The following is a 25,709-nucleotide window of genomic DNA, read 5'->3' as shown; positions in this document are numbered from 1 at the left end:
ATGGATAACGATAGCCGCGCCAGCGTGTTGTACGTGGATGACGAAGCGCTCGCCTGCAAGTATTTCGAACGCGCCGTCGGCCCGCGCTACCGCGTGCTGACGGCGCAGAGCGTCGATGCGGCCCTGGCCTTGCTGAAAGACCAGGCCGCCCGCATCGACGTGCTCGTTACCGATTACCGCATGCCGGACCGCCTGGGCAGCGAGTTGCTGCAGGAAGTGGCGCAACGCTATCCGCATATCGTCTGCATGCTGGTGACGGCCTACGCGGACAAGGAAGTGTTGCTGGAACTGATCAACGGCGGAGCGCTGTTCCGTCTGCTGGAAAAGCCGCTCGACTTGCCCGCCATGCAAACGGCGCTGCAACTGGCCGTGCAGACGGGACGCGAGCGCGCGGCGCGCCGCCAGGGGCTGGTGGCGATGGAAGAATCGCTGGCCTTTCTCGCGCATGAATTGAACACGCCGCTGGCGGCCATCGCCAATTTTGCGCGCGGCATCGCGCGGCGAGCGCAGACGGACGCTGCACCGCAAGCGGAGATCGGCGAAGCGGCCACCTTGATGCACGACAATGCGCGTTATTGTCTGTCCGTGCTGGCCAGCTTCGTCGACACGGTGCGCCTGGCCAGCGCCGGGCCCGGCATGCAGGGTGGACGCAGCGCCGGCAGCGCGCGCCAGCTGCTGGCCGTCTTGCTTGAAAGCTATCCCTTGAGCCCGGCCCAGCGCGCCGCCATCACGGTCGAGCAGGGCGAGGATTTCGCCATTGCCGAGTCACCCAACTGCGTCGCGCTGATTTTATCGTCCGTGCTGGCGAACGCCTTGCGCTCGGCCGGTGAGCACGCCCATCCTGCGATCGGCATCTGCATCGATGCCGGCCGCATCACGGTGCGCGACAATGGCGCCGGTATTGCCCCCGAGATTGTTGCGCAGCTGTTGATCGACCCCGTCGGTGCCAGCGGCAATGAAGGCAAGGGCTGGGGCATGGTTTTTTGCCACCGCATGATGCAATCGTTCGGCGGCAACCTCGATATCGCCTCCGAGTTTGGCAGTGCCACCACGGTAACCCTGAATTTTCCAGTACATATAAGGAACGAGCATGATTGACGCCAATCTGCGTTTGCCGGCTCAGCGTGAGCCGACGCAAGGCTTGCCGACGATACTCTATGTCGATGACGAGGCCAACGCCCTCAAATACTTCCAGCGCGCCATCGCGCCGCTGGCCCACGTGCTGACGGCCACCTCGGTCGAGGAGGGCAAGCGCATTCTCGACGAGCAGGCCGACCGCATCGCCGTGCTGGTGTCGGATCAGCGCATGCCCGGCGCCTACGGCAACGAGCTGCTGTCGTACGCCTGGGACCGCCATCCGCATATCGTGCGCATTTTGACCACCGCGTATTCCGAGCTGGAGCACACGGTGGAAGCCGTCAACCAGGGCCAGATCCACCGCTACATCCAGAAGCCGTGGGATATCGCGGCACTGCGCATGGAATTGAAGCAGGCGCTGGAGCTGGCGCGGCTGCGCAATGAACACGCGCAGTTGCTGCGCGAAAAGCTGATGGTGCGCCAGCGGCAAGCCGTGGCCAACCGCATCGGCACCCTGTACGCCTTGTGCGCCAGCCTGGCCGGTCCGGAACAGCAGCTGCCCGTGGAAGCGTATTTGTCGGCAGCCCTGACGGCCGGCGTTACGCCGCCCGAGCCGGACTGGCTGCTCATGGATTATGCCGACCTGGTCAGTTCGGAAGCCTTCCGCGGCACCGCCTTTGCCGCCGCCGTGCGCCAGCAGCTCGACGCGCTCGAGCGCGAGCATCCGGGGCGCGGCGTGGAGCAAGCGATCGACATGCTGTTGCCCGCGTTTGGTGCGGCGCTGCAAAACCAGGGCGGTACGGCGCTGTTCCTCGACGGACGTCTGCTGACGGAATTCCTGGAAACGCCCACCACCACGCCCGTCTCGTCCATCCACGCATTCTGGCTGGCCAGCTTGCTGTGGCTGGCGCGGCGCGGCTGGTCCCTGCAACTGAGCAAGACGGAACTGGGCTTGCAGGGCAAGGTGGTGCAGGCTGAACCGGCGCTCACGCCGGACCACCTGGCGGCCTGGATCGAGCAGTTCTGACGGGGCGCAAAAATAAAACAGGGCCATGTGGCCCTGTCGGCGGCGGTTAAGGGTTGAACTTATTGTTCCGCAGCCGCCTTCAGGTTGGTCAAACCTTTTTCAAAATCCTTGCCGATCATCTTATCCATGCTGACGAAGACCGTCATGACCTTGCTGACGTAAGGGCTGGGGCCTGTCATGGTCCAGTTCACCTTGGTGCCGTCACCCCCGGGTGTCATGCTGAAGGTGGTGGTGTTATGGCTTTCGAACGGTTTCAGGAAGTCCAGCTTGATGACGGTGCGCTCGGGCTGGGCCGCTTCCGTGATTTCCATGCGGCCGGCACCCACCTTGTCGTTGCCTTGCCACGCATATTGCGCGCCCAGGCCACTGGCCGGGCCAGTAAAGGTACGGCGCATGGCGGGATCGAGCTTTTCCCACGGCGACCAGGCGGCCCAGTAATGGAAGTCTGTGATCAGGCCAGCAATTTTCTCGGGCGGGGCCTTGATGGTGATTTCGCGCTGGACACTAAAGGTATCGGGCTTGGTGGTGGCATAGCCGAGGATGGCGGCGACGACGACAACGATCAGCAGCAGGGTTTTTTTGATCATATGCTCTCCAAATATTGAATGGTCGATGCGAACAAATCAAGGCAATCTTAGCAGATATGAATGGCTGTGCGCAGCCTGTTGGCCTTTATTTGCGCCACCTCTGCGCAGGGCCGCATGCACGCCCGCCTGCACCTGCGTTCACCGCTGCCTGTACACGCGCACGCCTGCCTTGTGCAGGTTTGTGGCGAGGACCGCCGTCCGCTAGAATGCTGTCCTGCAAAGATTTCAATTAGGGAAATATGATTCAACGATCGATCGCCAGGCTGACCCTGGCGTGTGGCTTGCTGGCTTCCGCCTTTGCCGCGAACCTGGCGCATGCCGATGCCTGTCCTGCCCATTATGTCGATGGCCGCAAGCCGGAAATTACCAACCCCAAGCTGGACGTGGCGACAAAGGAACTGTGCTACAACGTGTTTGGCGTGATGCATTCGGGGATTACGCGCACGCCCCTGTGGTCGGCTGAACACTTGACAGTGAACAACCTGGAAGCGGCACAGGACTTGTCGCGCGAAAATTCCTTCCATGCCGAACGCAAGCTGCCCGCCGCCCAGCGCGCCGAACTGGCCGATTATGCGCGCAGCGGCTTCGACCGCGGCCATATGGCACCGAACGGCGACATGCCGGACCGCCAAAGCCAGCGCGACAGCTTTACCCTGGCCAACATGGTGCCGCAGGACGCGCGCAACAACCGCTACGTGTGGGCCGGCATCGAAGGCGCCGTGCGCAAGATGGCGAAGAAGGAGGGCGATTTGTACGTCATCACGGGACCGGCCTTTATTGGCGGGAACTTGCGCAAGGTGGGAAGAGTCATCGTGCCCAGCCATCTGTACAAGGCCGTGTACAGCCCGCGCCAGCGCGTCGGCGCCGCCTACTTCATTGAAAACGTCGATACCAAGGCGTATGAGGTGCTGAGCATTGCGCAACTGGAAGACAGGATAGGCATCGATCTGCTACCGTCGCTGACGCGGCAGCAAAAGCTGCGCATGCTGAGTTTGCCCAAGATTAATAGCAAGTCCAAGAAATAATCCCCTTGAGAGGAAATCCCATGTGCGCAAAGAAATTCGTCCCGTATGCCAATGAAAGCGATGTGCTCGACATCGGCGGCCTGACCATCGAAAACCGTGTTGACCGCATCAGCATCAGCGGCGACATCGACCTGACCCTGGACAAGCCTGGCCTGGCCCTGGCCAGGCAGTTGCAAAAACTGCTGGGCGACGTGGTGGCGCAGCTGGAAAAGCAGGCGCTGCCCGACCAGCTGCCGCCGCCCGAGGTGACGTCGGTGGCCAATCCCTTCGAGTGACGTTGGGGCCGGCACCTATTTTTCCGGACTGGCGGCACGATAGTAGCCCTTCCGGCTGATCTCTTCCGGGGCATTCGCGACCTCATAGGCGGTCAGGGCAATGGCGATGGCGGAGTATTGCTGCGCCGAGCTGAAAGGCAGCACGCTCTCATAGGTGTCGAGCACCGTGTGATGCACGCGCGCATAGTCGAAATCGCCGAGCACGGTAAATTTCGGCGTCGGCACGCCATGCAGGCTGAAGACGGCGTCATCGCTGCCTGCCCGCGCGTTCATCGCCTTGCTGGCGTCGCGCGGCACGTCATTGACGCTCGTGGCGAAGCCGAACAGGGGATGGACGTCTTGCAGGGCCTGTTCGACCCGGCCAAACACGGGTTTCCAGGCCGAGGGAATCGCGATGCCGTCGATGGCGCCAGGGCGGCCATCGCGGTTGAGCATCATGACGATATTTTTCAATTCACTCGCATGCCGTTCGGCGAACGCGAACGAACCCTTGCGGCCGATTTCTTCCGCCCCAAAGGCCACCAGCATGATGGTGCGGCGCGGCCTGGCATTGGACTTGGCTAGCAGGCGCATCGCTTCCAGCATGGTGGCCACGCCGCCGCCATTGTCGGCCGCGCCCGTGCCGCCATCATAGCTGTCGAGGTGGGCGCCGATCAGCACGATTTCCTCCGGTTTTTCCGTGCCCGGAATGTGGGCGACCACATTGTGATACGTCACCGGCCCCGGATAGAACCAGTTGCGGATATCAAACTCCAGGGTGACCGCCATACCGCGCGCCAGGCGCTGGCGGATGTCTGCGTATTGTGGCGCGGCCAGCTTGATGTCGGGCAGGGTGGGCAGGGTCGCCCAGGTGGCAGGCGCCGCGCTGGCGGCATACAGTGGTTCTTCGCCAGCCTGTATGGTGCCGAGGGCGCCCGCCTCCATCAACACCCGGGTGATGGCCCTGGGCTTGTGGATCGTCTTGCCGTCGCGCCCGCCACCGCCGCTTTCGCCGCCAATCAGTACCCATTTCCCCTTGAATTGCGCGGCGCGCTCCTGCGCCTCTTCCAGGGTGGCCGGTCCCAGAGTGGCCAGGCCCTGCTGCACGCCACGCGTGCCGGCCGAGTAGGCGGGCGTCGCCATGCGCAAGGGCTGTTCCTGGGGCGCCAGCATCTTGCCCGTCCAGGGGCCGCGGTTGAAGCCGACGGGCATGTCGCCGGCTTCTTCCAATTCGGCCTGCACGCCCCATTGCCGCAGTTGCCTGTGTGCCCATTGCGCCGCATGCGTGTAGGCATCGCTGCCAGCCATGCGGCCGCCGAAGCGGTTGCTCAGGATGTCGAGCCAGTCCATGGCGCGCGGGTCGCTGGTGCCCAGCGCCACAATCCGGCGCGCCGTGGCGTCGCCAGAGGGTGATGGCGTGGCCTTGATGCTGGCATTCCTGCCGGACAGCGTAGCCAGGAAGGCGGGCAGCCTGCCTTGCTGACGCGCCGCCAGCGCCGCGTCCAGCTTTGCGGAACGGTAGCGGCTATCCTGGCGCTGCAGTGTGTCGTAGGCGCGCAGCACGCCCCGCATGCCCGCCAGGTCGCATTCCCCTTTCTGCCGGGCCTGTTCCGGGTGTTCGATCTGGAAGGCCATCACGCTGGCCAGGTACTGGAAGCGCAGCGCCTCGCGCGTGGCCGGCGTGGGGGCGGTGCTGAGCCAGTCATCGGGCATGCTGGCGCCAAACGTGAGGTCGGGAATGGCATCGATCCATGCGCTGAGCCAGGCGCCATCGCGCTGCTGCAGCGCCTGCGGATCGTCCTGCGCCGCTTTTGCCATCTCCACCACGCGCGCGCGTTCGGCCGGCGTGGAAGGGCCGCGCGCGGTGGCGCTTGCCGCAGTTCCCGGCAGTGCGGCCGGCAGCGCCGGCGGCACATAGCTCTCCGTGAGCCGCGTTCCCGTCACAGGCTTGGGTTCGTTCTCATCGGTTTCGACCAGGCGTTCGCCGCTCAGCACCATGCCTTTGGCCTGCAAGGTCCAGCGGATCGTCACCTCGGTGCTCACCTCCTTGCCGTCTCTCCCCGTGCTGATCCGCTTGCCACCATGCCTGAAGACGGTGCCGGCGGGGCCGGGCGTGCCATTGACCGTGCGCGGCGAGGTAAGCTGGCCACGCTCGTCGAGCCAGGATATCGTCGCGCGCAAGCTACCCTGGTCTTCGGTGATGTCGAGTATGCCCGTGTCGATCAGGTCGACTTCGCCGCCATTCGTCGTTGTCGTGCCCGTCGCCGTCCGGAATTGCCAATGCCCCGCAAGGGCCGGGGTTTGGGCGTACAGGGCACCAGGCAGCGCGGCAACGGCGAGGATGCAACTGGCGTAAAGCTGGGGATGGAGCAGATGCATGGATATCCTTGTCATGGTTTTTACTCGGGAAGAATCGAAAAACATTATGGGGATAAGCAGATTGCCAAGATGACACTTTGCGACCAAGGCCAGGATTTGCCGCTTGAAGGCGCGTTTGGCCGTGCTGAATACCAGACCGACCTTACCTGGCAACGGCCTGCGCCGCTGGCGTGACGAAGACGGTTTTCATCAGCTACCGCCACTGGCGCGGCAGAAAAAGCAGCACATGCCGAGTTTGCCCAAGATTCATGGCAAGCCCACGAAATAATCCCCTTGAGAGGAAATCCCATTGAGCAAAGAAATTCGTCCTGTATGCCCATGCTGCGATGTGCGCGACATCGGCGGCCTGAGCATCGAAAACCGTGTCGACGGCATCAGCGGCGACATCGACCAGACCCTGGACAAACCGGTTCTTGCCACGGTCAGGCAGCTGTAAAAAACTGCTGGGCGACGTGCTGGCGCAGCTGGAAAAGCAGGTGCTGACCGACCAGCTGCCGCCGCCCGAGATGACGACGGTGGCCAATCCATTCGAGTAGTGGCAAAAAAAACGCCTCCCGAAGGAGGCGTTGGTCTCTTGCGTGCTGTTAATTAAAACGTGTAGCGCGCATTGAAGGTGAAGTAACGGCCGTAGGCGTTATGCAAGCCTTCGTTGTAGCCCTCAAGTGGGTACGCTGGATCGTACGGTGCGGCTTTGTCGAACAAGTTCTGGATGTTGATGCCCAGGCTCAGGTTCTTGAAGCCGGTGTACGTATAGCCCAGACCCACGGTGGTCCAGCTGGCGACTTTGCAGTCAGGGAAGGCCGCTTCATAGCCAGGGATCGTGGTATTGCGATCCGGCGCCGCATCGGTTGGCTTCTTCGTGCCGTAGTAGCAGAAAGGCTGGTCGTAGATCTCGGCGCCGTCGCGGTTACGCTTGAGCGATACGCTGCCAACAAAGTTCAGCGAGGCGTTAACGCTATGGTCGCCACGCGTCCAGTTGGTGGTCAGCGAAGCCTTGACCTTCGGCATGTCGGTGCCGGTGGACAGTTGCCAGTCGTAAAGACCTGGACGGGTACCGGTCACATTGCTGACCGTGTCGCCTTCGTGCTGCTCCAGCTTGTAGCTGTAGACGTAGGTGCCGCGCAAGGCGGTGCTGAGCGAACCCCATTCACCGAGCTTGTTGCGCAGACGCGTTTCAAAGTCCACGCCACGCAGTTCGGTCGAACCTTGGTTGGACCAAGGAGTCTTGACCGACAACAAGGTGCCCGTGCCGGGAATCGGATTGCCGTTCGCATCGGTGATGAAGTTGGCTGGATTCGGATCGCGCAGGACGTTTTCCGGCGCGCGGTCTTCGTTTTTCAGCGCTTCGCTAGCCGTACCCAGCGCCACTTCTTTTTCCTTGCGTACGCGGTACACGTCAACGACAAAGTCGATGTTGGAGGTCGGCGAGTAGATCAGGCCCAGCGAGTAGCTCTTCGACGTTTCCGGCTTCAGGTCCGGATTGGCACCGCCGACGCCAGAGATCGATTTGCTGCAGTCGGCCGTCACGCCACCCGGACGCGGGGTGCTTTCATCTTCCTGGCAGCGTTTCGGATCCCACACGCCGGACAGGAAGAATTGTGCACCGCCTGGCGTCACTTGCGACAGTGCCGGGGCGCGGAAACCTTCGGCATACGTGCCGCGGAAGGCCAGCGTATCCGTGGCGGTCCACTTGGCGCCCACTTTCGGCACAAAGTTGGTTTTGATGCCAGGATATTTGTCTACGCGGCCGGCAAAGTCCATCTCGAAGCTCTTGGTGAATGGCGTGCGCAGTTCGACGAAGGCCGACTTGACGTCGCGCTGGCCGTCGATAATGGTATTGGACTGTCCGTAGATCTGGCCGGCGGCGACTGCTGCGTCCGGATCGATACGGATTTTTTCACGGCGCAGTTCGAAACCGACTGCCAGGCCCATGGCCCCGCCACCCAGCTTGCCAAATTCCGTGCTGGCCTTGCCGTCGAGTTGGAAGATTTCCGCTATGCCTACGCTTTGCGGGTCGTAGCCGATGGTCGGATCGGCAGCCAGCTGTGCCAGCGAGGTACCGGTATTGAGCTTGCGCAAGGTTGGCAGGTACAGGCGGCCATATGTTGTTTCATCGCGCTTGGAGCGGTTCCACAGCAGGCCGGTGTCCCAGCTCCAGCCGAAGTGATCGCCTTGCAGGCCAGTCAGCAGGCGCGTGTTCTGGTTGGTCGTCTCCGAGCCGCCGCGCAGGTTTTCAAAGCGGTAGGCGACCGAGGCGCGGGCATTCGTCAGCGGGTTGTCCGGATGACCAATCGGCAGGATGGCCTGGAATGGATCGGCCAAACCCGTCGCCATGTAGTTGGTGACGGAGGTCGTGCCCAGGGTGATCGGTGCTAGCGTGTACGAGCGCACGGAGCGGGTGTAGGCCGCTTCGGCGTAGCCGGTGACGGCGTTGCTGATCTTCAGGGTTCCGCGGCTCAACACGCTGGCATCGCGGCCGTCGCCCTGGCTTTCCAGGAATTTATCTGCATCATAGTTGCAGAAAGTGCGGCCAATGAGGATGCTCGTTGGCAGCAAGCCATCCTTGGTGCCCCCCGTAATGCGTTCCGACGGGTCGCAGCCCAGATTGAACGTCACGCGCTGTGGCGCGTTCGCTTGCGTCACGCCGAAGTTGCGCGAGCCTGGCGACGATTCGCGGTAGACCGTTGCGTATTTCGAGATGGAACTCGAGTAGTTGGAGCGGAAGCGGCCGTTCAAGTCCTGGTAGGTTGAATAAGCGATGTCCTTTGCATCGCGGCGTGCCACGCGGTCGCGCTCGGAAAAGTCGACGGCGGCGAAGATATTGTAGCCGTCGGTGTCCAAGTCGCCCGTGCCGAAGAAACCACTCACATTCTTGCGGCGGAACCGGTCATCGTCGTTGGTGCCAGCATTGCCAGCGATCTGGCCGCCACGATAATTCGATTTGGTGATGAAGTTGATGACGCCGCCGATGGCATCCGAGCCGTAGACGGCCGAAGCGCCGTCTTTCAGGATCTCGACGCGGTCCAGGGCGGACAGCGGGATGCTGTTCAAGTCATACAGGGTGGAGTTGCCGTTGTTCGGGTCGGCGTAGGCCGATGGCGTCATGCGCCGTCCGTTCAGCAGGATCAGGGTGGAGCTTGAACCCAGTCCGCGCAGCGAGGCGGTGGCGACGCCCTTGGCAAAGCCGGAACCGCCGAGCTGGTCCTGATTGGTGTCGGTGCCCATGGATGGCACCAGTTTCATCAATTCGGCAACGGTCGATGCGCCGCTGTCCTTGATATCCTTGGCGGTAATCACATCGACAGGGGAAGTGCCTTCCTTGTCGGCGCGCTTCAGGTTCGAACCTGTAATGAGAATTTTTTGCAGCGCCGGCTCCTGTGGTGCCAGCTGCGCGTAGACTAATTGCGAGGAAGATAAGGTCAAGGCGACTGCGATCACACTTTGTTTTAAGACTATTTTTTTAAGCAAAATATTCTCCATCGAATTTCAACTGCTGAACACATGGTCGGGCATCGTTGTGCGATGCGCGACTTTCCCGGTCTAGTGGATCGCTTGAGCGATTTTTGTTGCAAAACCGTATAAACAGTATTGCCTAGACCTTTATCAAAACATTTTCGGAAAAGTTGCGCCATGCTTTTTTTCAACATTGTCACGTTGACACAACAGTTTATCTAGATTATTTTTATGCTTACATATTCGGTAAAAAATTGATGGCAGGTAAAAGATTTTATGCTAGGAAATATCCAGAAATTACAAAAGTAGCAATGTCATAAATGCACCATTAACTTTTTAAGTTATTGATTTTTAAGGATTAATTTAAATTATTCCCGCTTGAAAATATTTTTTTCCTGTTTTGCGGATGTCCATTCAAGTTGCAAATTTTTACATTTGTAATATGTTGCAAATGCACCGTTCTGGTGCGGCGACGGAAGCTCTATGACGCACCCGGCTAGGCGAGGTAATATCGGCAAATAATCGCCAATGGATGCTGCGGTGCGCCATTTTCGTGCATAAAAAAAGCCGCCAGCTTTATGCTGGCGGCCATGACTGCATTTACTTTGTGCGTTATTTTTCTGTCGCGGTTACCTGGCGAACGCCTGTGCAGTTGGCGTCACGGTGACCGCTTCCGGCTTGATGTTCAGCTTCATCGCGCCGATGACCTTGTCTTCATCGAGCAGAGCCTGCGGCTTGTTGCCGTCGTACTTGATGGGAGAAAACGCGTCGCTGACGAGTTTTTCCTTCAGGCCGGCCGCATCCTTGGCGACGATCACCACGGACAGGTTCTTCGCCGACAGATGCTGTTTGATGGCGCGGTTGACATCGGCCAGCGTCAGTTTCGTCAAGCCATCACGCATCAGCTTGGTGAACTCCGGCGTGCCATACCATTGCGAATCGAGCGCATAGCCCAGTTGCTGGTCTTGCGTCGACGTCATGACGAACACGTTTTTCATCAGGTAGTCGCGCGTGGTGGCGAAATCGTCCTGCGTCAAGCCGTTGTCGATGAGCTTGCCCAATTCCGTCAGGGCCACGCGCAGGGCGAAGTGGGCGTTGTCCGGCGCCACGGGGCGTATCCAGATTTCGAACAGCTGCGCCTTGCGGCCCAGGTTCGGGTTCGGGAAGAACTGGTACATGCCACGCGGGAAGGCTTCGATGTACGCGTAATCGCCATAGTTCATGCCGCGAATTTCCCGGATGCGCTGGTACAGATAGGAATTCGAGGCGCGGTGCTCGCCCAGCCAGGTCTTCGCCAGCCACAGGGCGGGGAAGTCCGGGTGCGTGCGGGTCACGTCGAGCGGCAGTCCGAAGGAGATGGCCGTGGCGCGCGTGTTCTTTTCGATGATTTCCACTTCCAGTCCCTGTGCCTTGCGGCCCGCGGGTTTTGCGGTGGCTGGCAAGCCGGGGCCGGCCGGCAAGCTTGCCAGCGCCCGCGTCAGCGAGGCCGTCATGGCGTCGGACACATCGCCGGAAATGCCCACCTTGACGGCGCCCTGCGCATACGCGCTCTTCCAGAACTGTTTCACATCGTCCAGGGTGATGGCGTCGATGCCTGCCACCGTGCCCAGCACCGGGTGGCCATACAGCGTACCCGCATACACATTGGTTTGCAGGCGCTCCTTGGCGAACTCTTCTTCGTTATTGTCCTTCAGGTCCAGCAACAGCGCGTTCTTTTGCGCATCCTTCAGGCGGCGGAAGTCATCCTCGCGGAAACCGGGCGAGAGCAGCAGTGGCAGGGCGATGGCGTTGAACTGCGTCCAGTTATCCCTGTGGATGGAGCCCGTAAACGTCGTCATTTCCTTGTCCGTCTGCTGGCTGAAGCTGCCGGCGAGCGGGAACAGGGCCTGGTTGACTTCGTCGATCTTGCGTTCGGACGAGCCACCGGACGCCACCATGGCGGCCGTCAGCGCGGCCAGGCCTTCCTTGCCTTTGGGGTCTTGCGCGGAACCGGCCGTAAACAGCAGCTTGTAGCGGATTTGCGGCAGAGCCGACTTTTGCACCAGCACGTCGAACTTGGCGTTCGAGGCGGCCGGCAGCAGGCTGGCCAGCTTCGGCGTGGTGGCGATCGCGGCCGCCATCGGCTGGTGCGACAGGGTCGTCACCACCAGGCCGTCATCCGTCAGGTATTTGCGCGCGGCCGCCTGGAGGTCGGCCGGCGTGAGCGTATCGATCAGGCGGTAGTACTGGTTCAGGGTGGCATACGAGCGGTCGAAATGCACGAAGGAAGCCAGGGTGCCGGCGATCTGCTCGGTATTGTCCAAGGTGCGGATCAGACCATATTTTTCGGCTGACTTGGCATCCGCCAGGTCTTTTTCGCTCACTAGCGTGTCGCGCAGCTGCGCCACGGTGGCCAGGATGGCGTCGCGCACGTAGACGGCGTCATCGATGTTTTTCACCCGCGCGCCCAGCACGGCCAGGGTCGGGTCGACACGGTCCGGCGTCATGTCGAACAATTGGTCGACTTTCTGTTCATTCTGCACCAGGCGTTTATACAGCGGCGAGGTGCGGCCGAACGACAGCGACAGCAGGGTCGCCAGCGCCGCCTGGTCCTTGTCCTTCACGGAAAACGCGGGCGCGTGGAAGCCCACGGCTACCCACGGCAGGGTCGGCGTAGGCCAGGCCACATGCTTGTAGACGGGCCCGTGCGGCTTGGGCTCCACGGGCACGGCCGCCTGCTGTTTGCCGCGCTGCCAGCCGCTCCAGTATTTTTCCACCAGCGCGATGGCTTGCTGCGGCTCCACGTCGCCGGCGATGATGATGGTGGTGCGCTCGGGACGGTACCAGCGGTCAAAGAAGACCTTCGAATATGCGTACTGGTTCGGCATGTCTTCGATATCCTGGATAAAACCCATCGTCGTGTGCTTGTAGGTATGCGTCGTGTAGGCGCTGTCGCGCATCACTTCAAACAGTTTCGAGACGGGATTGGCGCTGTTCTTGTTGTATTCGCCCAGCACGGCCCGCGATTCCGTCTTGAACGCATCTTCCGCGTACTCGAGGTGCTGGAAGCGGTCCGCCTCCACCTTCAGCACGGTTTCCAGGTCTTGCTTGGCAAACGTGGTGTGGTAATTGGTCAAGTCGTCGCTGGTATACGCGTTCTGGCGCGCGCCGGCGCGGGTGATGACTTCCTGGTATTTCTCGGGCGGATAGGCCTTGGTGCCGCGGAACATCATGTGTTCAAAAAAATGGGCGAAGCCGGACTTGCCCGGCTCGACTTCATTGCGCGAACCCGTCTGCACGGGAATTTGCAAGGAGACCAGGTTGGGGAAACCGGTCGGCACGATGATGATTTTCAAGCCGTTGGCCAGGGTCTTTTCCGTCGCCTTGAATGGCAGCAAATCGGCCTTGCTGGCGGTAGCGCTGTGGGCGGCGGTCGGCTTCACGGGCGCGGCGCCCAGGTTCGACGATGCCATGGCCGACAGGGCCAGGGCGAAAGCAGGTAATAAAGTGGGCATGATTCTTGACACGAAGGCTCCTTCTTTTTTTGGAATGTGGAAAGTGCAACGCCGCAGCATAGAATATTCATGCCGCCGTGCATAGGGGCAAGTGTTTTGGCAGGTCAGGGCTGGCCCGTCAACGCTGCGCCAGGAACTGGCAAGGCCGACCGCTGGGGCGGGTGCTTACGGGAGCGTCGTTGCCGGCAGGCTGATGCGGTTGCGGCCCAGGTGCTTGGCGCGGTACAGGGCGCAGTCTGCCGTGTGGATCAGCTGCCCCAGTTCCGTGCCGGGGCCGGGCAGGGCCGTGGCGGCGCCGATGCTGACGGTGACGCAGGCGCCGTCGGGACGCTTGCGCGGCAGTTGCAGCCGCTCCACGCGCTGGCGGATGCGTTCGGCCACGATGGCCGCGCCCTTGAGCGACTGGTTCGGCAGGATGACGGCAAATTCTTCGCCGCCATAGCGGGCCACGAGGTCGTTTGTACGCATCTCGCTGGCCACGGCGCCGGCCACCTTGCGAAGGCACAGGTCGCCACCCTGGTGGCCGTGGCTGTCGTTGTATTCCTTGAAGTTGTCGACATCGACCATCAGCAGCGACAGGGGCTGGCCTTGGCGCCGGGCGCGCTGCCATTCGGCCAGGATGGTGTCATCGAAGCAGCGCCGGTTTGCCAGGCCCGTCAAGCCGTCGCGCGTGGCCAGGCGTTCCAGCTCCACCTGCGCGCGCTTTTCATCGGTCATGTCGCGCAGGGTTTCGACCACGGCGATCAGTTCGTCGCCATTGCCGTAGATGGGGCTGGCATCGACGGCCAGGTAGCGGCGGCGCCCCGTGCGCGGCATGTCGCACCAGTTTTCCGCGCACAGATTGCTGCCCGTGCTGCTGCGGTATTGCTGCTGGAGATGCAGGGCGCGCATGTCGGCGCCGCGCCCGGCCAGCAGCAGGTCGGCCAGCGTGGGGCGCTCGTCATTGTAAAAGCAGCGGCCCGGCTCACGCATGCCCAGCACTTCGGCCGCCGGCACGCCCGTCAGCTGCTCGCAGGCGCGGTTCCAGATCATCACCCGCCCGTGCACATCGAGGACAAAGGTGGGCACCACCAAGAATTCCATCATCTTGACGGCGAAACCCTGGGCTACTTCGCAGGGCAATGCGCTGGCATGTGCATGGCTATCCGGCATGTATGCATCCTTCTTGGGCGTGAATGGGGGCGGGCTCTTAGGCCATGTTGCAGCGTGAAGAAAAGACGGTGTTGATCTTGAGCAATATTTTCAGCGATGCAGCATCGCTTCGTCCTGGCAGCAGCTTGGCAGGGGCAGCGACAGGTGCAAGGTGGTTCCGGCGCCGCTGTGGCTGTCGATGTGCAGGCTGCCGCCAGCGGCGGCCACGCGTTCATGCATGCCGGACAGGCCGCGACCCAGGCGTGGCGGCGAGCCTGACAGCCCGACGCCGTCGTCGCGGATGCGGCAAGTCAGGGTGGCGCCTGCTTGCTGCAGGCGCAGCTGAACATGCGTGGCGTGAGCATGGCGGGCGATATTGGCCAGCGCTTCCTGCAGCGCGTGGTACAGCAAGGGGCCGTGCGCGCAGCCGGCGGCGGCGTCGAGCCGGTAATCGCAGCTGCAGTCTATGCCCGTGCTGCGCTGAAAGTCCACCAGCAAGCCGTCGCACGCTGCTTGCAGGCCAGCATCGAGGGCGGGCGGGCGCAGGTCGTGGATGACGCGGCGCAGCGCCGCAATACTGAGGTCGACATTGTGCGCCATCACGGCCAGGTGTCGTGTCAGCTGGGGCGTCGCGCCATGCGTGTTGGCCAGCAGCATGGACAGGTCGATTTTCAGGGTCAGCAGATGCTGGCCCAGGTCGTCGTGGATGTCGCGCCCGATGCGCAGGCGTTCCTGTTCGCGGGCCTTGTACTGCTCATTGCTCAGGCGCGTCTGCTCGGCGTGCGCACGCAGCTGTTCCTGCACCTGCAGGCGCAGCGCCAGGCGGTGCTGGCGCCACAGCAGCAGGGTCAGCGCACCCAGCAGGGCATCACATGCCGCCATCAAGGTGGCGGGCGTGTCTGTCTGCAGCATCGGCACGGTGTGCAGGGTAGCGAGTGCGCCGGCCGCCAGACAGGCCAGGATGCTCAGGCGGTACGGCAGGAGTAACCAGCGTTGCATCATTTACTCGCTCCCAAAATGTTCTCATCAGGCAATGTTATTACAGAAAATATATTATCTTTGGGCTATTTGTGTTGTCTAAGCGCAAAAGCTGCGCAGGTAGGTCTGCCGCTGGAGCTTTCTTGCCCTTTGGTGTCGCAGCGTCAGGTGGCGGCCAAGGCATTTGCACGGGAAGTGTCGTGGCGGCATATAATAGAGGGTTGTCAATCGGCTTTTGCGGTGACGGCGCTGTGCGCCGGCATCGCTGCGTACGCCCTGCGCGAGGACGCCAGCCAGCTCTTAGGAAATACAGTGACTTATAGCATCAAAGAGATTTTTTACACCCTGCAGGGCGAAGGTGCACACGCAGGCCGTCCGGCCGTGTTTTGCCGCTTTTCCGGCTGCAATCTGTGGACGGGCCGCGAAAGCGACCGCGCCACGGCCGTGTGCCAGTTCTGCGACACGGATTTCGTCGGCACGGACGGCGAACTGGGCGGCAAATTCAAGACGCCCGAGGAACTGGCCGCGCTGATCAACAGCCTGTGGCCGGCCAGCTACTCACCGAGCAAATACGTGGTGTTTACGGGCGGCGAGCCGCTGCTGCAACTGGACACGGCCCTGATCGACGCCATGCATGCGGTCGGCTTTACGATCGCCATCGAAACCAACGGCACTTTGCCCGTGCCGGCCGGCGTGGACTGGATCTGTGTCAGCCCGAAGATGGGCTCCACCCTGGTGGTGCACAAAGGCAATGAGATCAAGGTCGTCATTCCCCAGTTCCAGCAAGACCTGGCCGCCTACGAAGGGCTCGACTTCGAGAACTTCTTCGTGCAAGCGATGGACGGCCCCCTGGCCGCGCACAACATGCAGCTGGCCATCGAGACGTGCAAAAGCAACCCGAAATGGAAGCTGAGCCTGCAAACCCATAAACTCCTGCAAATCCCTTAACAAAACAATATGCTGACTATCACACGCAAGCTCGAATTCGACGCGGGCCACCGCATTCCCGACCATAAAAGCCAGTGCCGCAACTTGCACGGCCACCGCTACACGGTGGAAATCACCCTGGTCGGCAAGGTCATCGAAGCGGAAGGCAATTCCGACAATGGCATGATCATGGACTTTTCCGACGTGAAAACCCTCGCCAAGCAGCATCTGGTCGATGTGTGGGATCACGCCTTCCTCGTCTATGAAAAGGATACGGCCGTGCGCGACTTCCTGGCCAGCCTGCCTGACCATAAAACCGTCGTCATCGACCGCATCCCCACAGTGGAAAACCTGGCCCGTATCGCCTTCGAGATCCTGAAAGCGGCGTTTACCGACCATTTCGGCACGGGCTTGCACCTGCATAAACTGGTGCTGCATGAAACGCCGAATTGCTGGGCAGAAGTGACCGATGACTGAAACGCACGCTAGCGCGCAGGACGCGCGCTACATGCAGCTGGCCCTGGAGCAGGCCCAGCACGCGTGGAACCTGGGCGAAGTGCCCGTCGGCGCCGTTGTCGTCAAGGATGGGGAAGTCATCGCCGTGGGCTACAACCAGCCCATCGGCCGCCACGACCCCACGGCGCACGCGGAAGTGATGGCGCTGCGCGCCGCTGCCGAAAAACTGGGCAACTACCGGCTGCCCGGCTGCGAACTGTATGTGACCCTGGAGCCGTGCGTGATGTGCTCGGGCGCCATGCTGCATGCGCGCCTGGCACGCGTGGTGTACGGCGCGGGCGACCCGAAGACGGGCGCCTGTGGTTCCGTGCTGAACCTGTTCGAGCAGCCGGCGCTGAACCACCAGACGGCGATCGAAGGGGGCGTGCTGGCCGACGAGTGCGGCGCCTTCCTCAAGCGTTTCTTTGCCGAGCGCCGCCGCGCGCAGGCGGAAGCGCGCAAGCTGGCCAATCCGACGGGCTAGCATTTTCCGGAACAGGGCAGGGCCGCCACGGCCTTGCCAGTAATAAGCCATGCCTTGCCAGCCACTCCGGCTGGCATTTTTGCAACTGTTGCGAAATAACATCTGTCTAGACCACTTCGCCATTCTCAAATGAGAATGATTCGTGTTACAGTATTGTTTTCGCCAGCAAACTTCCCTTGCGCATCGTTATCGATCCGGGTTCAAGAGCCAGCTTCCACTCTTAAACCGGATCATCATGACTACAGTGCTTCTGCAGCGCTCCGCTGCGCCCGTCGTACCCCCAGTTTACCTGCCAAACCGTCGCCACAACCTGGTGCTGCGTGCCGCCCTGCTGGGCCTGTTTGCCGCGCCCCTGCTGCCCGTCGCTGCGCAAAACGCCGCCATCAACGCGGGCACGGCGGCGCAGGAACCGGCCAAGCTGCCTGTCTTCCCGGAAATCGTCGTGAATGCCAAGCAGGACTATGAACGCCGCGCCGGTACCAGGACGCTCGTCACGGCGGACGACCTGGAGCGTCGCAATGTCACGGAAATGGGCGGCATCGTGCGCTACCTGCCTTTGATTACTGCGCCAGCGGCCGCCTCGGGCAGCGGCAGCGTGTGGGATGGTTCGGGTAATAGCGGTTACAACATTCGCGGCCTGGAAGGCAATCGGGTCAGCCTGGAGCTCGATGGCATTGCGCTGCCCGACGCGGCGCCCAAGCCGGACGGCAACACCCTCAACGCCTTCGCCACGGGCCGTGATTATTTTGACCCGGAAACGTTCCGCGAAGTGCGCATCGATTCGGGCACGACGGCCGCCAGCGGCGCCAATCCGGGCCTGGGCGGCGGCGTGGCCTTCATCACCAAGTCGCCCGAGGATTACCTGGGAGAGGGGCAGGATCATTATGTCTCCTATAAATACGGCCGCGCCACGGCCGATCGCAGCAATGCGCACACCCTGACGGGCGCCGCCAGGATCGGCGACAAGCTGCAGGGCCTGGCCGTCTACGTGCACCGCGATGGCGAGCAGACGGACAGCCGCGGCACCACGCCCGTCAACCCCGACGACTGGCATTCGAATGCCTTGCTGTCCAAGCTCGTGTGGACCTTGCCGGGTGAACAAAAGCTCGACTTGACGGTCGACATGTTCGAGCGCAAGAACAAGCGCGATCTGCGCAGCAAGGTCAGCACATATTATCCGACAGGCGTGCAGCAGGATTCCACCACCAGGCGCACGCGTGTCAGCCTGGGTCACGATGTGGTGCTCAAGGATTTCGCCCTGTTCGACCGCCTGACGTCGAAAGTGTATCTGCAGAATGCGAAAACCGATGACAAGACGCAAGGCGTCTACACCTTTGGCAGCCCGGCGCAGCGCTCGATCGACACCAGCTTCAAGAACGACAGCATCGGCGTCACGTCCGAAGCGTTCAAGCAGCTTAACGCCGACAACGCGCTGCTGTACGGCGTGCAGCTGGAACAGCTGAAAACGGGCCGTCCGTGGCGTGAAGACCGTCTCATCATCGCCACGGGCCAGCATCAGATCACCAACAAGAACCGCATGGCCGACATGGACACGACCAAGCTGGCCCTGTACGTGCGCGACGACCTCAGCTTTGATCTTGCTGGCAAGAAAGCCGTGCTGACGCCGGGCTTGCGTGCCGACTACCGCAAGGACGCACCGAAAAACCTGCAACGCTACGCCATCGGTGTACCGGGCGCAGCCAAGGAAGTGCGCAAGCAGAGCGACACCTATTTCACGCCCAGCCTGAGCCTGTCCGTGGAAGTCTTGCCGCAAATGAATGCCTACGCCACCGTGACGCGCGGCACGCGCCTGCCGACGGCGGCCGAACGCACGGGTACCTATGATTCCATCAGCTATACGGGCACGGGCAAGGGTTATGCCGTGCTGGGCAATGCGAATTTGCGCAAGGAAACCAGCCAGGCCTATGAACTGGGCTTGAAGGGCGACGTCGTCAAGGGCTTGAGCATGCACGCCTCCGTCTACCAGACGGAATACAAAAACATGATCGAGTATGTGATGCAGGAAGATGACCCGGTCAACTATCCCACCATCACCCAGGGCCTGTTCCGCCCTGAAAACATCGGCAATGCGCGCACCTGGGGCGCCGAGCTGACCTTGCGCGTGGAGCTGGGCGCCTGGGCGCCAGCCATGCAGGGTTACCACGTCGACCTGGGCACGGGCGTGGCCAAGGGCCGCTCCTTCAATACCCTGACGGGCGACAGCGGCGGCCTGGCCTCGGTGGCGCCGGCCAAGTCGGCCTTGACCTTCGGCTACGACCATGCGAACGAGCTGTTCGGCTTGGCCCTGACGGCCGTGCATGCGGGCGCAAAACAGGCGCCGAATGACTTGCTGACGGGCACGACCGCGCAGCGTTTCACCGTGCCGTCGTACACCATCTTCGACTTGTCGACTTACTGGAACGTGCACAAGAACGCGAAGATCGTCGTTGGCGTGTACAACTTGACGGATCGCAAGTACTGGGATTACGCCGCTGCGCGCAGCCTGTCCGCCGGCACCACGGCCGCCAGCCGCGCCGAGATCGAGCGCTACGCCAAGCCTGGCCGCAACGTCGCCGCCAACCTCAGCGTCAATTTCTGATTTTTACCGGGGGAGGGGTGCTTGCCCCTCTTTTTTCCATGTTTGATTGAATGGTCTCTCTATGAAGTTATCCAAACTCGTTCTATCCCTGCTAGGCAGCCTGCTGATTGCAAACGCGACCGCGGCCCCAGCGACCCTGGCGGAACGCTGGTCCACCTTGCGCACGGAGCAGCCGAAGCTGCAGATCCGCGATGCGGCCCGTGCGCTGGGTGTGTCGGAAGCGCAATTGCTGGCAACCAACATCGGCAAAGGCGTCACGCGCCTGCAGGCCGATGGCAACCAGCCGCGCGAAATCATGCGCGCCGCGCTGGACCTGGGCCTCGTGCAAGCCATCACGCGCAATGAAAACGGCGTCATCGAAACGACGGGCGTCGCCAGCAAGTTCAAGCAGGCGGGCGACAAGTCGGAACAGGCCGATGCCAAGCAGGACCCGGAAACGGAAGCGCGCCAGCGCAATATCGCGGGCGGCTACCTGGGTGGTCAGATCGACCTGCGTTTCCACTTTGAACACTGGAAATATGCCTTTGCCGTGGAGCAAGCGGGCCGCGACGGCAAGCCCACCCGCAGCCTGCAATTTTTTGACGCCAACGGCACGGCCGTGCACAAGATTTATGTGCGCAGTGCCGCGGGCGTGGCCGTCTACGACAAGCTGGTGGCAAATTTCCGCATGCCCCAGCAAAGCGGGGAATTAAACGTGCTGACCGTGGCGCCGAAAGCGGCGGAAAAGCCCGATGCCGAGATCGACGTCAAGGAATTCCAGCTGGCCTGGAAAGACATGACGGACGTGCACCAGTTTGCGCAAATCATGCGTGAATTCCATTTGACGCGCGAACAGGCGCTGCGCCTGGCACCGGCCGGCGTGGTCGAGCGCGTGACGCCGCAAGCGCTGCGCACTCTGCTGGAAAACGCGGCCAAGGACAAGGTCGCCATCATGGTGTTCCTGGGCAATGAAGGCTTGACGCAGATCTACAGCGGCAAGATCGAGAAAACCATGGCCGCCGGCGGCTTCTTCAATGTACTGGACCCGGATTTCAACCTGCACATCCGCGACACGGCCCTGCGCAGCGGCTGGGTCGTCAAGCGTGGCGGCGTTACTTCCGTCGAATTCTTCGACAACGACGGCACGCAAGTGGTCTCCTTCTTCGGCGTGCGCGAGCGGGGCAAGCCGCAGCCGCAAGCGTGGGTGGATCTGGCCGATTCCTTGCCAAAAGCCAAGTAAGCAGCACCGTTGAGACTGTACCGTTGCCGCCCTGCGTACCGGCGCGGCAACACTTCAGTTCGACTTCCGCATGAGTCACGATGGCAAGATCACAATAGTGGTATGCTGAGTCCAAGGCCGCAGCGATCGTGCCTGCGTGCTGGTTCCTGAAGAGAGGCAATCATGGCAACCATCATGGCGAACGGCCTCAGCATAGCGTATGAAAGCCACGGCAACCCGGACGATCCGTGCGTGCTGCTGGTCATGGGCCTGGGCATGCAACTGATCGCCTGGCCGGCGGACTTCGTCGAAGGCATCGTCGAGCAAGGGTTTCGGGTGCTGCGTTTCGACAACCGCGACAGCGGCCTGTCGAGCAAGATGGCGCTGGGAGGCAAGCCGTATCTGCCGCTCGCCTACGTGAAAAACCTCATCGGCTGGCCCCTGAAAACTTCCTACACCCTCGATGACATGGCGGACGATGCGCTGGGCTTGCTGACGGCCCTGCGTATTGCCCAGGCACACGTGATCGGCGTCTCGATGGGCGGCATGATCGCGCAAGTGATGGCGGCGCGCGCGCCGCAGCAGGTGCTGAGCCTGACCTCCATCATGTCGAGCAGCGGCCGGCGCGGCTTGCCCGGCCCCACGCGGGCGGCGCGCAACGCCTTGTTGCAACGTCCGAAGCGCAATGCCAGCCGCGCCGAATTGATGGCGCACATGGCCGCCACCGTGCGCGTCATCGGCAGTCCCGCCTATCCCGTCTCGGAAAAACTGCTGTACCAGCGCATCGAAGCGGCGCTGCAGCGGGGCAGTTGCCCGGAAGGCGTGGCGCGACAGATGGTGGCGATTGCCGCTTCGGGCGAACGCACGGCCTTGCTGCCGAGCATCAGCTGTCCGGCGCTGGTGATCCATGGCGCGGCCGACCCATTGATACCCGTCGCCTGCGGCATCGATACGGCGGCGCTGATCCCGGGCGCCCGGCTGGAAGTGATCGAGGGCATGGGGCACGATATGCCGCCCCAGCTGATCGAGCGCCTGCTCGCCTTGATCGATGTGCATCTGCAAGGTAAGATGGCGCCCCAGATGCGCTCCCAGCCAGCTTGAAAGTAAGCAGGCGCGCCCACCACTTGATTAGCCCGATATATTTTGAAGACACCTGAGATTGGCATCGCCATTGTGGCGCCGGGCGGTTGCGCGCCCGATGAAGCGGCCGTGGCGCGCGGCATCGCCCGCTTGCAGGCACAAGGGGCCACCGTCCACAGTTACTACGACCCCGAACACACATTCCAGCGCTTCGGTGGCACAGATGCGGGCCGCCTGGCGCAGCTGAACGCGGCGGCCGCGGACCCGGACGTGCAGGTGGTGATCGCGTTGCGCGGCAGTTACGGTATCAGCCGCATCCTGCCCGACATCGACTTTAGCGCCATGGCCGCCAGTGGCAAGCTGTTTGTCGGCTACAGCGACTTCACGGCTTTCCACATGGGCTTATTGGCCAGGACGGGCCGTGCCAGCTTCGCCGGCCCCATGCTCTGCGACGATTTTACCCGCGACGAGCCAGAGCAATTTACGCTCGATCAACTGTGGTCGTGCCTGGCCGGCCCCACGCATACGATCACGGGCACGGCGGCGGGCAATCCGCAGGTCGAGCTGCAAGGCAAGTTGTGGGGCGGCAACCTGGCCATGCTGGTGCATTTGCTGGGCACGCCGTATTTCCCGGAGATCGACGGCGGCATCCTGTTCCTGGAAGACGTCAACGAACACCCGTACCGGGTCGAGCGCATGCTGCTGCAATTGCTGCACGCGGGCGTGCTCCAGCGCCAGCATGCGATCGTGCTCGGTGATTTTTCCGCCTATAAACTGAGCCCCATGGATAAGGGCTACGATTTCGACGCCATGCTGGCCTACGTGCGCGAGCGTCTGCCCGTGCCCGTGCTGACGGGACTCGAATTCGGCCACATCCGCCGCCGCGTCACCTTGCCGTTCGGTGGCCACGCGCGGCTGCAGTCGGATGCGTCCGGTTTCAGCCTGACGGTGACCGATTACCCCACCTTGGCGCGCCTCTGAACGCCCTCAGCGCCGTGACCGCCAAGCCCGGCAGGTTGCTGCAGCTCGATGTGCTGCGCGGCATCGCCGTGTTTGGCATCTTGCTGGTGAATATCTGGGGCTTTGCCTGGGGCACGATTTCCTTGCGCTACGGCACCTTGCCGGCGCAGCCGCCCGTGCTGGACCAGCTCACCATCTTCGCGGTGGCGGCGCTGGCGCAATTCAAGTTTTATCCCATCTTTGCCTTTTTGTTTGGCGCCGGCTTTGCCCTGCAGACGCGTTCCCTGAAACGCCAGCTGGGCAGCTGGGAGGCGGCGCAAACAGCTTATCGACGCCGTTTGCGCTGGCTGCTGGCATTCGGCCTGCTGCACGGTTTCTGCATCTGGAGCGGCGACGTGCTGACTTCGTATGCCGTCGCCGGCATGCTGATCCTGCCGCTGGCGTCAGTCAGGCTCAGCCGCGTGCGCAACCGCGCCTGGCTGGTGGCCGCCGGCTTCCTGCTATTCCTGTGCCTGTTGATTCCCGTGGGCCAGCAGGGCGGCGCGCCGGATATCGCGCGCGACCTGCAAGACTTTGCGGACCGCTATGCCATCTACACGCAAGGTGGCGCGTGGGCCGTGGCCAGGCTGCGCGCCAACGATTTTCTCGTCTCCTTGCTGTACGCCGCTGTCATGCTGCCGCATATTATCGTGCTGTTCTTGCTGGGCATCTTGTCCGTGCGTTTCGGTTGGCTGACGCAGCCGCAGCGCCACCAGCGCCTGTGGCGCCGCGTGTGTGCCGTCGGACTGGGCGTGGGTTTGCCGTTCAGCCTGCTGGCGGCGGGCGCCATCGCGTGGCAAGTGGCTGATCCGTATCAAACCGTTTTCGATACGGCCCTGTTCGAAGTGGGCCTGTTCGCGGGTGGCCCTGTGCTGGCGGCCGGCTATGTGGCGGCGCTGATGCTGGCCGGCCCCTTCATGCTGCGCTGGCTGGGCGCGTGGCTGGCGCCCGTGGGACGCATGGCGCTGAGCAATTATTTGCTGCAATCCTTGATCGGTACCTGGCTGCTGCAGGGACCGGGCCTGGGATGGGGCGCCCGTTTGCGTCCCGCCGAGATGCTGGGACTGGCGGTAGTGATCATGGCGGGGCAGGTGCTGTTCAGCCGTTACTGGCTGCAATACTTCCGCCAGGGACCGATGGAGGCGCTGTGGCGCAGGCTGGCGCGCCTGCCTTAATCCGTTCCCCAGTCAAACGCGCCTTGCGCCGCAGCCGCTGGCGGCGCCTTGGCCCTGGCAGCGGGCACGAGCGGATTATCCACAGCATGCCATTCGAATAACGCCGTATCGAGCATGCAGCTGCGTGCCAAGTGCAGTGCTTGCTCGGGAATGAGCGCCGGCTCGAGCCAGCGGTGCGCGTCTTCCCGGCTGACGGCGACGGGTCGGCGGTCGTGGATGTCGACCATGCCACCGAGGCTGTCGGCCGTCACCAGCACGAAACCTGCGTCCTCGCGGCTGAACTTCCAGGGGCCGAAATGGGCCAGCGCCAGCAGGAACAGTGGCGCTCGGTCGCGGCGGTGGATGTGCCAGGGCTGTTTGCTGCCTTTTTCTCCCGTCCATTCGTACCAGCCCGACACACAGACGATACCGCGCCCTGCACGCAGCAAGGGTTTCCAGTAGGCACCAGCGAGTTTTTCCAGGCGCGCATTGATGGCGATGGGGATTTTTTTCTTGCCGGGCGCGGGCACGGCCTGTGCGGCCCAGGCCGGGCGGTAACCCCAGAAGACGTCGTCGACCCGCTGCACGCCGTCCTCGACATGCATCACGGGCCGGTAGGTGCCGGGCGAGACGTTCAGGTGCGGCTCAGCCTCGCTGTCGAACACCGCGTCGGTCCAGCCGAAGGAAGACGCCAGCACGCGCGCCGTGTCATTTTGATCGAATCGTCCACACATGGCGAAATCATACCCGATCGCCATGGCGCACGCGGGCTGGCGCGCGCCTGGCGTGGGTGTGGGCCAACGTACAGACTGCGGGCGGGATGTGGCGCACAGTGGAGGCCAGTCAGATGGCTGACGCTTTTAGCATCGGAGGAATCATGTCGTTTGAAAATCCCACCATCCACAAAGGTTTTACCATCAGCGCCACGGCCAGCCAGCGCCGCGATGGCCGCTGGGTCGGTTCGTATGTCAGCCAGAACCAGGCGTGCGGCGCGTATGCGGACACCTGCGACTATGACGATTGCAGCAATGAAAAAGAGGCGCAGCAAGTGGCTCTGTCGATGGGCTGGAGCCTCGCCGATGGCGTGCCGGTACGCTGAAACGGCTTTAGCGCTTGCGCAGGGCCAGCAACAGGCCTGCAATCGGGAATAGCAGGGCCGCGCCCAGACGTACGGAGGTCAGCGAAGCGGTCTCCACGCCCAGCATATGCGGCAAGGCCAGCAGCAACAGGGGCGCAGGCACGGCAATCGCGAAGAAAAACAGGTACCACGAGTAGCCATTCTTCTTGGCCAGCAAGGCGATCAGCGCGCAGCCGACCAGGAAGACCAGCGGCAAATTTACAAATTCCATGGTGAAGCACTCTTAGCAA

At 62.3% G+C, this 25,709-nt stretch carries 24 protein-coding genes; 16 read left to right on the top strand and 8 right to left on the bottom strand.

The window, feature by feature from the left end:
- Together CLU92_RS08085 and CLU92_RS08080 are read left to right on the top strand one after the other, a co-directional pair.
- Entirely contained in the window at positions 1-1,098 is a 1,098-nt protein-coding gene (locus CLU92_RS08085) for a hybrid sensor histidine kinase/response regulator (RefSeq protein ID WP_101481454.1), read from the top strand.
- Positions 1,091-2,104, top strand: a complete 1,014-nt coding sequence (locus tag CLU92_RS08080) for a response regulator (protein WP_101481453.1) — start codon at positions 1,091-1,093, stop codon at positions 2,102-2,104. The genes CLU92_RS08085 and CLU92_RS08080 overlap by 8 nt, the downstream gene beginning before the upstream one ends.
- Before the next feature lie 59 nt (positions 2,105-2,163).
- On the opposite strand, the gene CLU92_RS08075 is transcribed toward CLU92_RS08080, so the two are convergent.
- Entirely contained in the window at positions 2,164-2,691 is a 528-nt protein-coding gene (locus CLU92_RS08075) for an SRPBCC family protein (protein WP_101481452.1), read from the bottom strand.
- Positions 2,692-2,930: 239 nt separating this feature from the next.
- Here CLU92_RS08075 and CLU92_RS08070 point away from each other — a divergent pair, with 239 nt between their 5' ends.
- Together CLU92_RS08070 and CLU92_RS08065 are read left to right on the top strand one after the other, a co-directional pair.
- Positions 2,931-3,716 carry a DNA/RNA non-specific endonuclease gene (locus CLU92_RS08070; RefSeq protein ID WP_101481451.1) on the top strand — a complete coding sequence of 262 codons (786 nt, stop codon included), beginning with the start codon at positions 2,931-2,933 and terminating at the stop codon, positions 3,714-3,716.
- A gap of 20 nt (positions 3,717-3,736) precedes the next feature.
- Entirely contained in the window at positions 3,737-3,991 is a 255-nt protein-coding gene (locus CLU92_RS08065; RefSeq protein WP_101481450.1) for a hypothetical protein, read from the top strand.
- A 15-nt stretch (positions 3,992-4,006) separates the two neighbouring features.
- On the opposite strand, the gene CLU92_RS08060 is transcribed toward CLU92_RS08065, so the two are convergent.
- A complete protein-coding gene (locus CLU92_RS08060; protein WP_101481449.1) occupies positions 4,007-6,349 on the bottom strand; it encodes a M28 family metallopeptidase in 2,343 nt (780 codons plus the stop codon).
- A 103-nt stretch (positions 6,350-6,452) separates the two neighbouring features.
- On the opposite strand from CLU92_RS08060, the gene CLU92_RS27730 reads away from it, so the two are divergent.
- Genes CLU92_RS27730 through CLU92_RS28200 form a run of 3 tightly spaced genes read left to right on the top strand, consistent with a single transcriptional unit; the run spans position 6,453 to position 6,885 of the window.
- Positions 6,453-6,617: a hypothetical protein gene (locus CLU92_RS27730; RefSeq protein WP_180338458.1), complete on the top strand. Its 165-nt coding sequence runs from the start codon at positions 6,453-6,455 to the stop codon at positions 6,615-6,617.
- Between the two features lie 21 nt (positions 6,618-6,638).
- Complete coding sequence (locus CLU92_RS28205; RefSeq protein ID WP_257561026.1) at positions 6,639-6,785, top strand: hypothetical protein; 147 nt, start codon at positions 6,639-6,641, stop codon at positions 6,783-6,785.
- Positions 6,763-6,885 carry a hypothetical protein gene (locus tag CLU92_RS28200; protein WP_257561025.1) on the top strand — a complete coding sequence of 41 codons (123 nt, stop codon included), beginning with the start codon at positions 6,763-6,765 and terminating at the stop codon, positions 6,883-6,885. Before CLU92_RS28205 ends, CLU92_RS28200 begins: the two co-directional genes overlap by 23 nt.
- A gap of 52 nt (positions 6,886-6,937) precedes the next feature.
- On the opposite strand, the gene CLU92_RS08050 is transcribed toward CLU92_RS28200, so the two are convergent.
- The 4 genes from CLU92_RS08050 to CLU92_RS08035 form a co-directional block, all read right to left on the bottom strand.
- Positions 6,938-9,772 (bottom strand): TonB-dependent receptor, encoded by a 2,835-nt coding sequence (locus tag CLU92_RS08050; protein WP_166674774.1) that lies wholly within the window; start codon positions 9,770-9,772, stop codon positions 6,938-6,940.
- A 659-nt stretch (positions 9,773-10,431) separates the two neighbouring features.
- Positions 10,432-13,308: a pitrilysin family protein gene (locus CLU92_RS08045; protein WP_101484559.1), complete on the bottom strand. Its 2,877-nt coding sequence runs from the start codon at positions 13,306-13,308 to the stop codon at positions 10,432-10,434.
- Between the two features lie 153 nt (positions 13,309-13,461).
- Complete coding sequence (locus CLU92_RS08040; protein ID WP_257561024.1) at positions 13,462-14,448, bottom strand: diguanylate cyclase; 987 nt, start codon at positions 14,446-14,448, stop codon at positions 13,462-13,464.
- Positions 14,449-14,538: 90 nt separating this feature from the next.
- The gene (locus CLU92_RS08035) at positions 14,539-15,429 is read right to left on the bottom strand and encodes a sensor histidine kinase (protein WP_101481447.1); all 891 of its coding nucleotides are present in this window, start codon (positions 15,427-15,429) and stop codon (positions 14,539-14,541) included.
- A 288-nt stretch (positions 15,430-15,717) separates the two neighbouring features.
- Between CLU92_RS08035 and queE the strand changes: the two genes are divergently transcribed.
- The 8 genes from queE (at position 15,718) to CLU92_RS07995 (ending at position 24,362) form a co-directional block, all read left to right on the top strand.
- A complete protein-coding gene (gene queE, locus CLU92_RS08030) occupies positions 15,718-16,353 on the top strand; it encodes a 7-carboxy-7-deazaguanine synthase (protein WP_101484557.1) in 636 nt (211 codons plus the stop codon).
- Positions 16,354-16,362: 9 nt separating this feature from the next.
- A complete protein-coding gene (gene queD / locus CLU92_RS08025) occupies positions 16,363-16,809 on the top strand; it encodes a 6-carboxytetrahydropterin synthase QueD (RefSeq protein ID WP_035819191.1) in 447 nt (148 codons plus the stop codon).
- Positions 16,802-17,311, top strand: coding sequence for a tRNA adenosine(34) deaminase TadA (tadA, locus tag CLU92_RS08020; protein ID WP_101481446.1), 510 nt, complete (start codon positions 16,802-16,804; stop codon positions 17,309-17,311). Before queD ends, tadA begins: the two co-directional genes overlap by 8 nt.
- A 235-nt stretch (positions 17,312-17,546) precedes the next feature.
- Complete coding sequence (locus CLU92_RS08015) at positions 17,547-19,910, top strand: TonB-dependent hemoglobin/transferrin/lactoferrin family receptor (RefSeq protein WP_101481445.1); 2,364 nt, start codon at positions 17,547-17,549, stop codon at positions 19,908-19,910.
- Between the two features lie 61 nt (positions 19,911-19,971).
- The gene (locus tag CLU92_RS08010) at positions 19,972-21,129 is read left to right on the top strand and encodes a hemin-degrading factor (protein WP_101481444.1); all 1,158 of its coding nucleotides are present in this window, start codon (positions 19,972-19,974) and stop codon (positions 21,127-21,129) included.
- A gap of 162 nt (positions 21,130-21,291) precedes the next feature.
- Positions 21,292-22,209, top strand: coding sequence for an alpha/beta fold hydrolase (locus CLU92_RS08005; RefSeq protein ID WP_101481443.1), 918 nt, complete (start codon positions 21,292-21,294; stop codon positions 22,207-22,209).
- 42 nt (positions 22,210-22,251) lie between these two features.
- A complete protein-coding gene (gene ldcA / locus CLU92_RS08000) occupies positions 22,252-23,169 on the top strand; it encodes a muramoyltetrapeptide carboxypeptidase (protein ID WP_101481442.1) in 918 nt (305 codons plus the stop codon).
- A gap of 14 nt (positions 23,170-23,183) precedes the next feature.
- A complete protein-coding gene (locus tag CLU92_RS07995) occupies positions 23,184-24,362 on the top strand; it encodes a DUF418 domain-containing protein (RefSeq protein ID WP_101481441.1) in 1,179 nt (392 codons plus the stop codon).
- Here CLU92_RS07995 and CLU92_RS07990 read toward each other — a convergent pair.
- Positions 24,359-25,099, bottom strand: coding sequence for an SOS response-associated peptidase (locus CLU92_RS07990; protein ID WP_257561023.1), 741 nt, complete (start codon positions 25,097-25,099; stop codon positions 24,359-24,361). The genes CLU92_RS07995 and CLU92_RS07990 overlap by 4 nt on opposite strands.
- A gap of 119 nt (positions 25,100-25,218) precedes the next feature.
- Here CLU92_RS07990 and CLU92_RS07985 point away from each other — a divergent pair, with 119 nt between their 5' ends.
- Positions 25,219-25,440 carry a hypothetical protein gene (locus CLU92_RS07985; RefSeq protein ID WP_101481440.1) on the top strand — a complete coding sequence of 74 codons (222 nt, stop codon included), beginning with the start codon at positions 25,219-25,221 and terminating at the stop codon, positions 25,438-25,440.
- A gap of 7 nt (positions 25,441-25,447) precedes the next feature.
- Here the strand turns inward: CLU92_RS07985 and CLU92_RS07980 are convergent, their stop codons facing one another.
- On the bottom strand, positions 25,448-25,690 hold the full coding sequence (locus tag CLU92_RS07980) for a hypothetical protein (protein ID WP_101481439.1): 243 nt from the start codon (positions 25,688-25,690) through the stop codon (positions 25,448-25,450).
- Positions 25,691-25,709: the final 19 nt, after the last annotated feature.

Source organism: Janthinobacterium sp. 61 (assembly GCF_002846335.1).
Taxonomy (GTDB): domain Bacteria; phylum Pseudomonadota; class Gammaproteobacteria; order Burkholderiales; family Burkholderiaceae_D; genus Janthinobacterium.
This window is presented reverse-complemented; position numbering and strand designations above follow the sequence as displayed.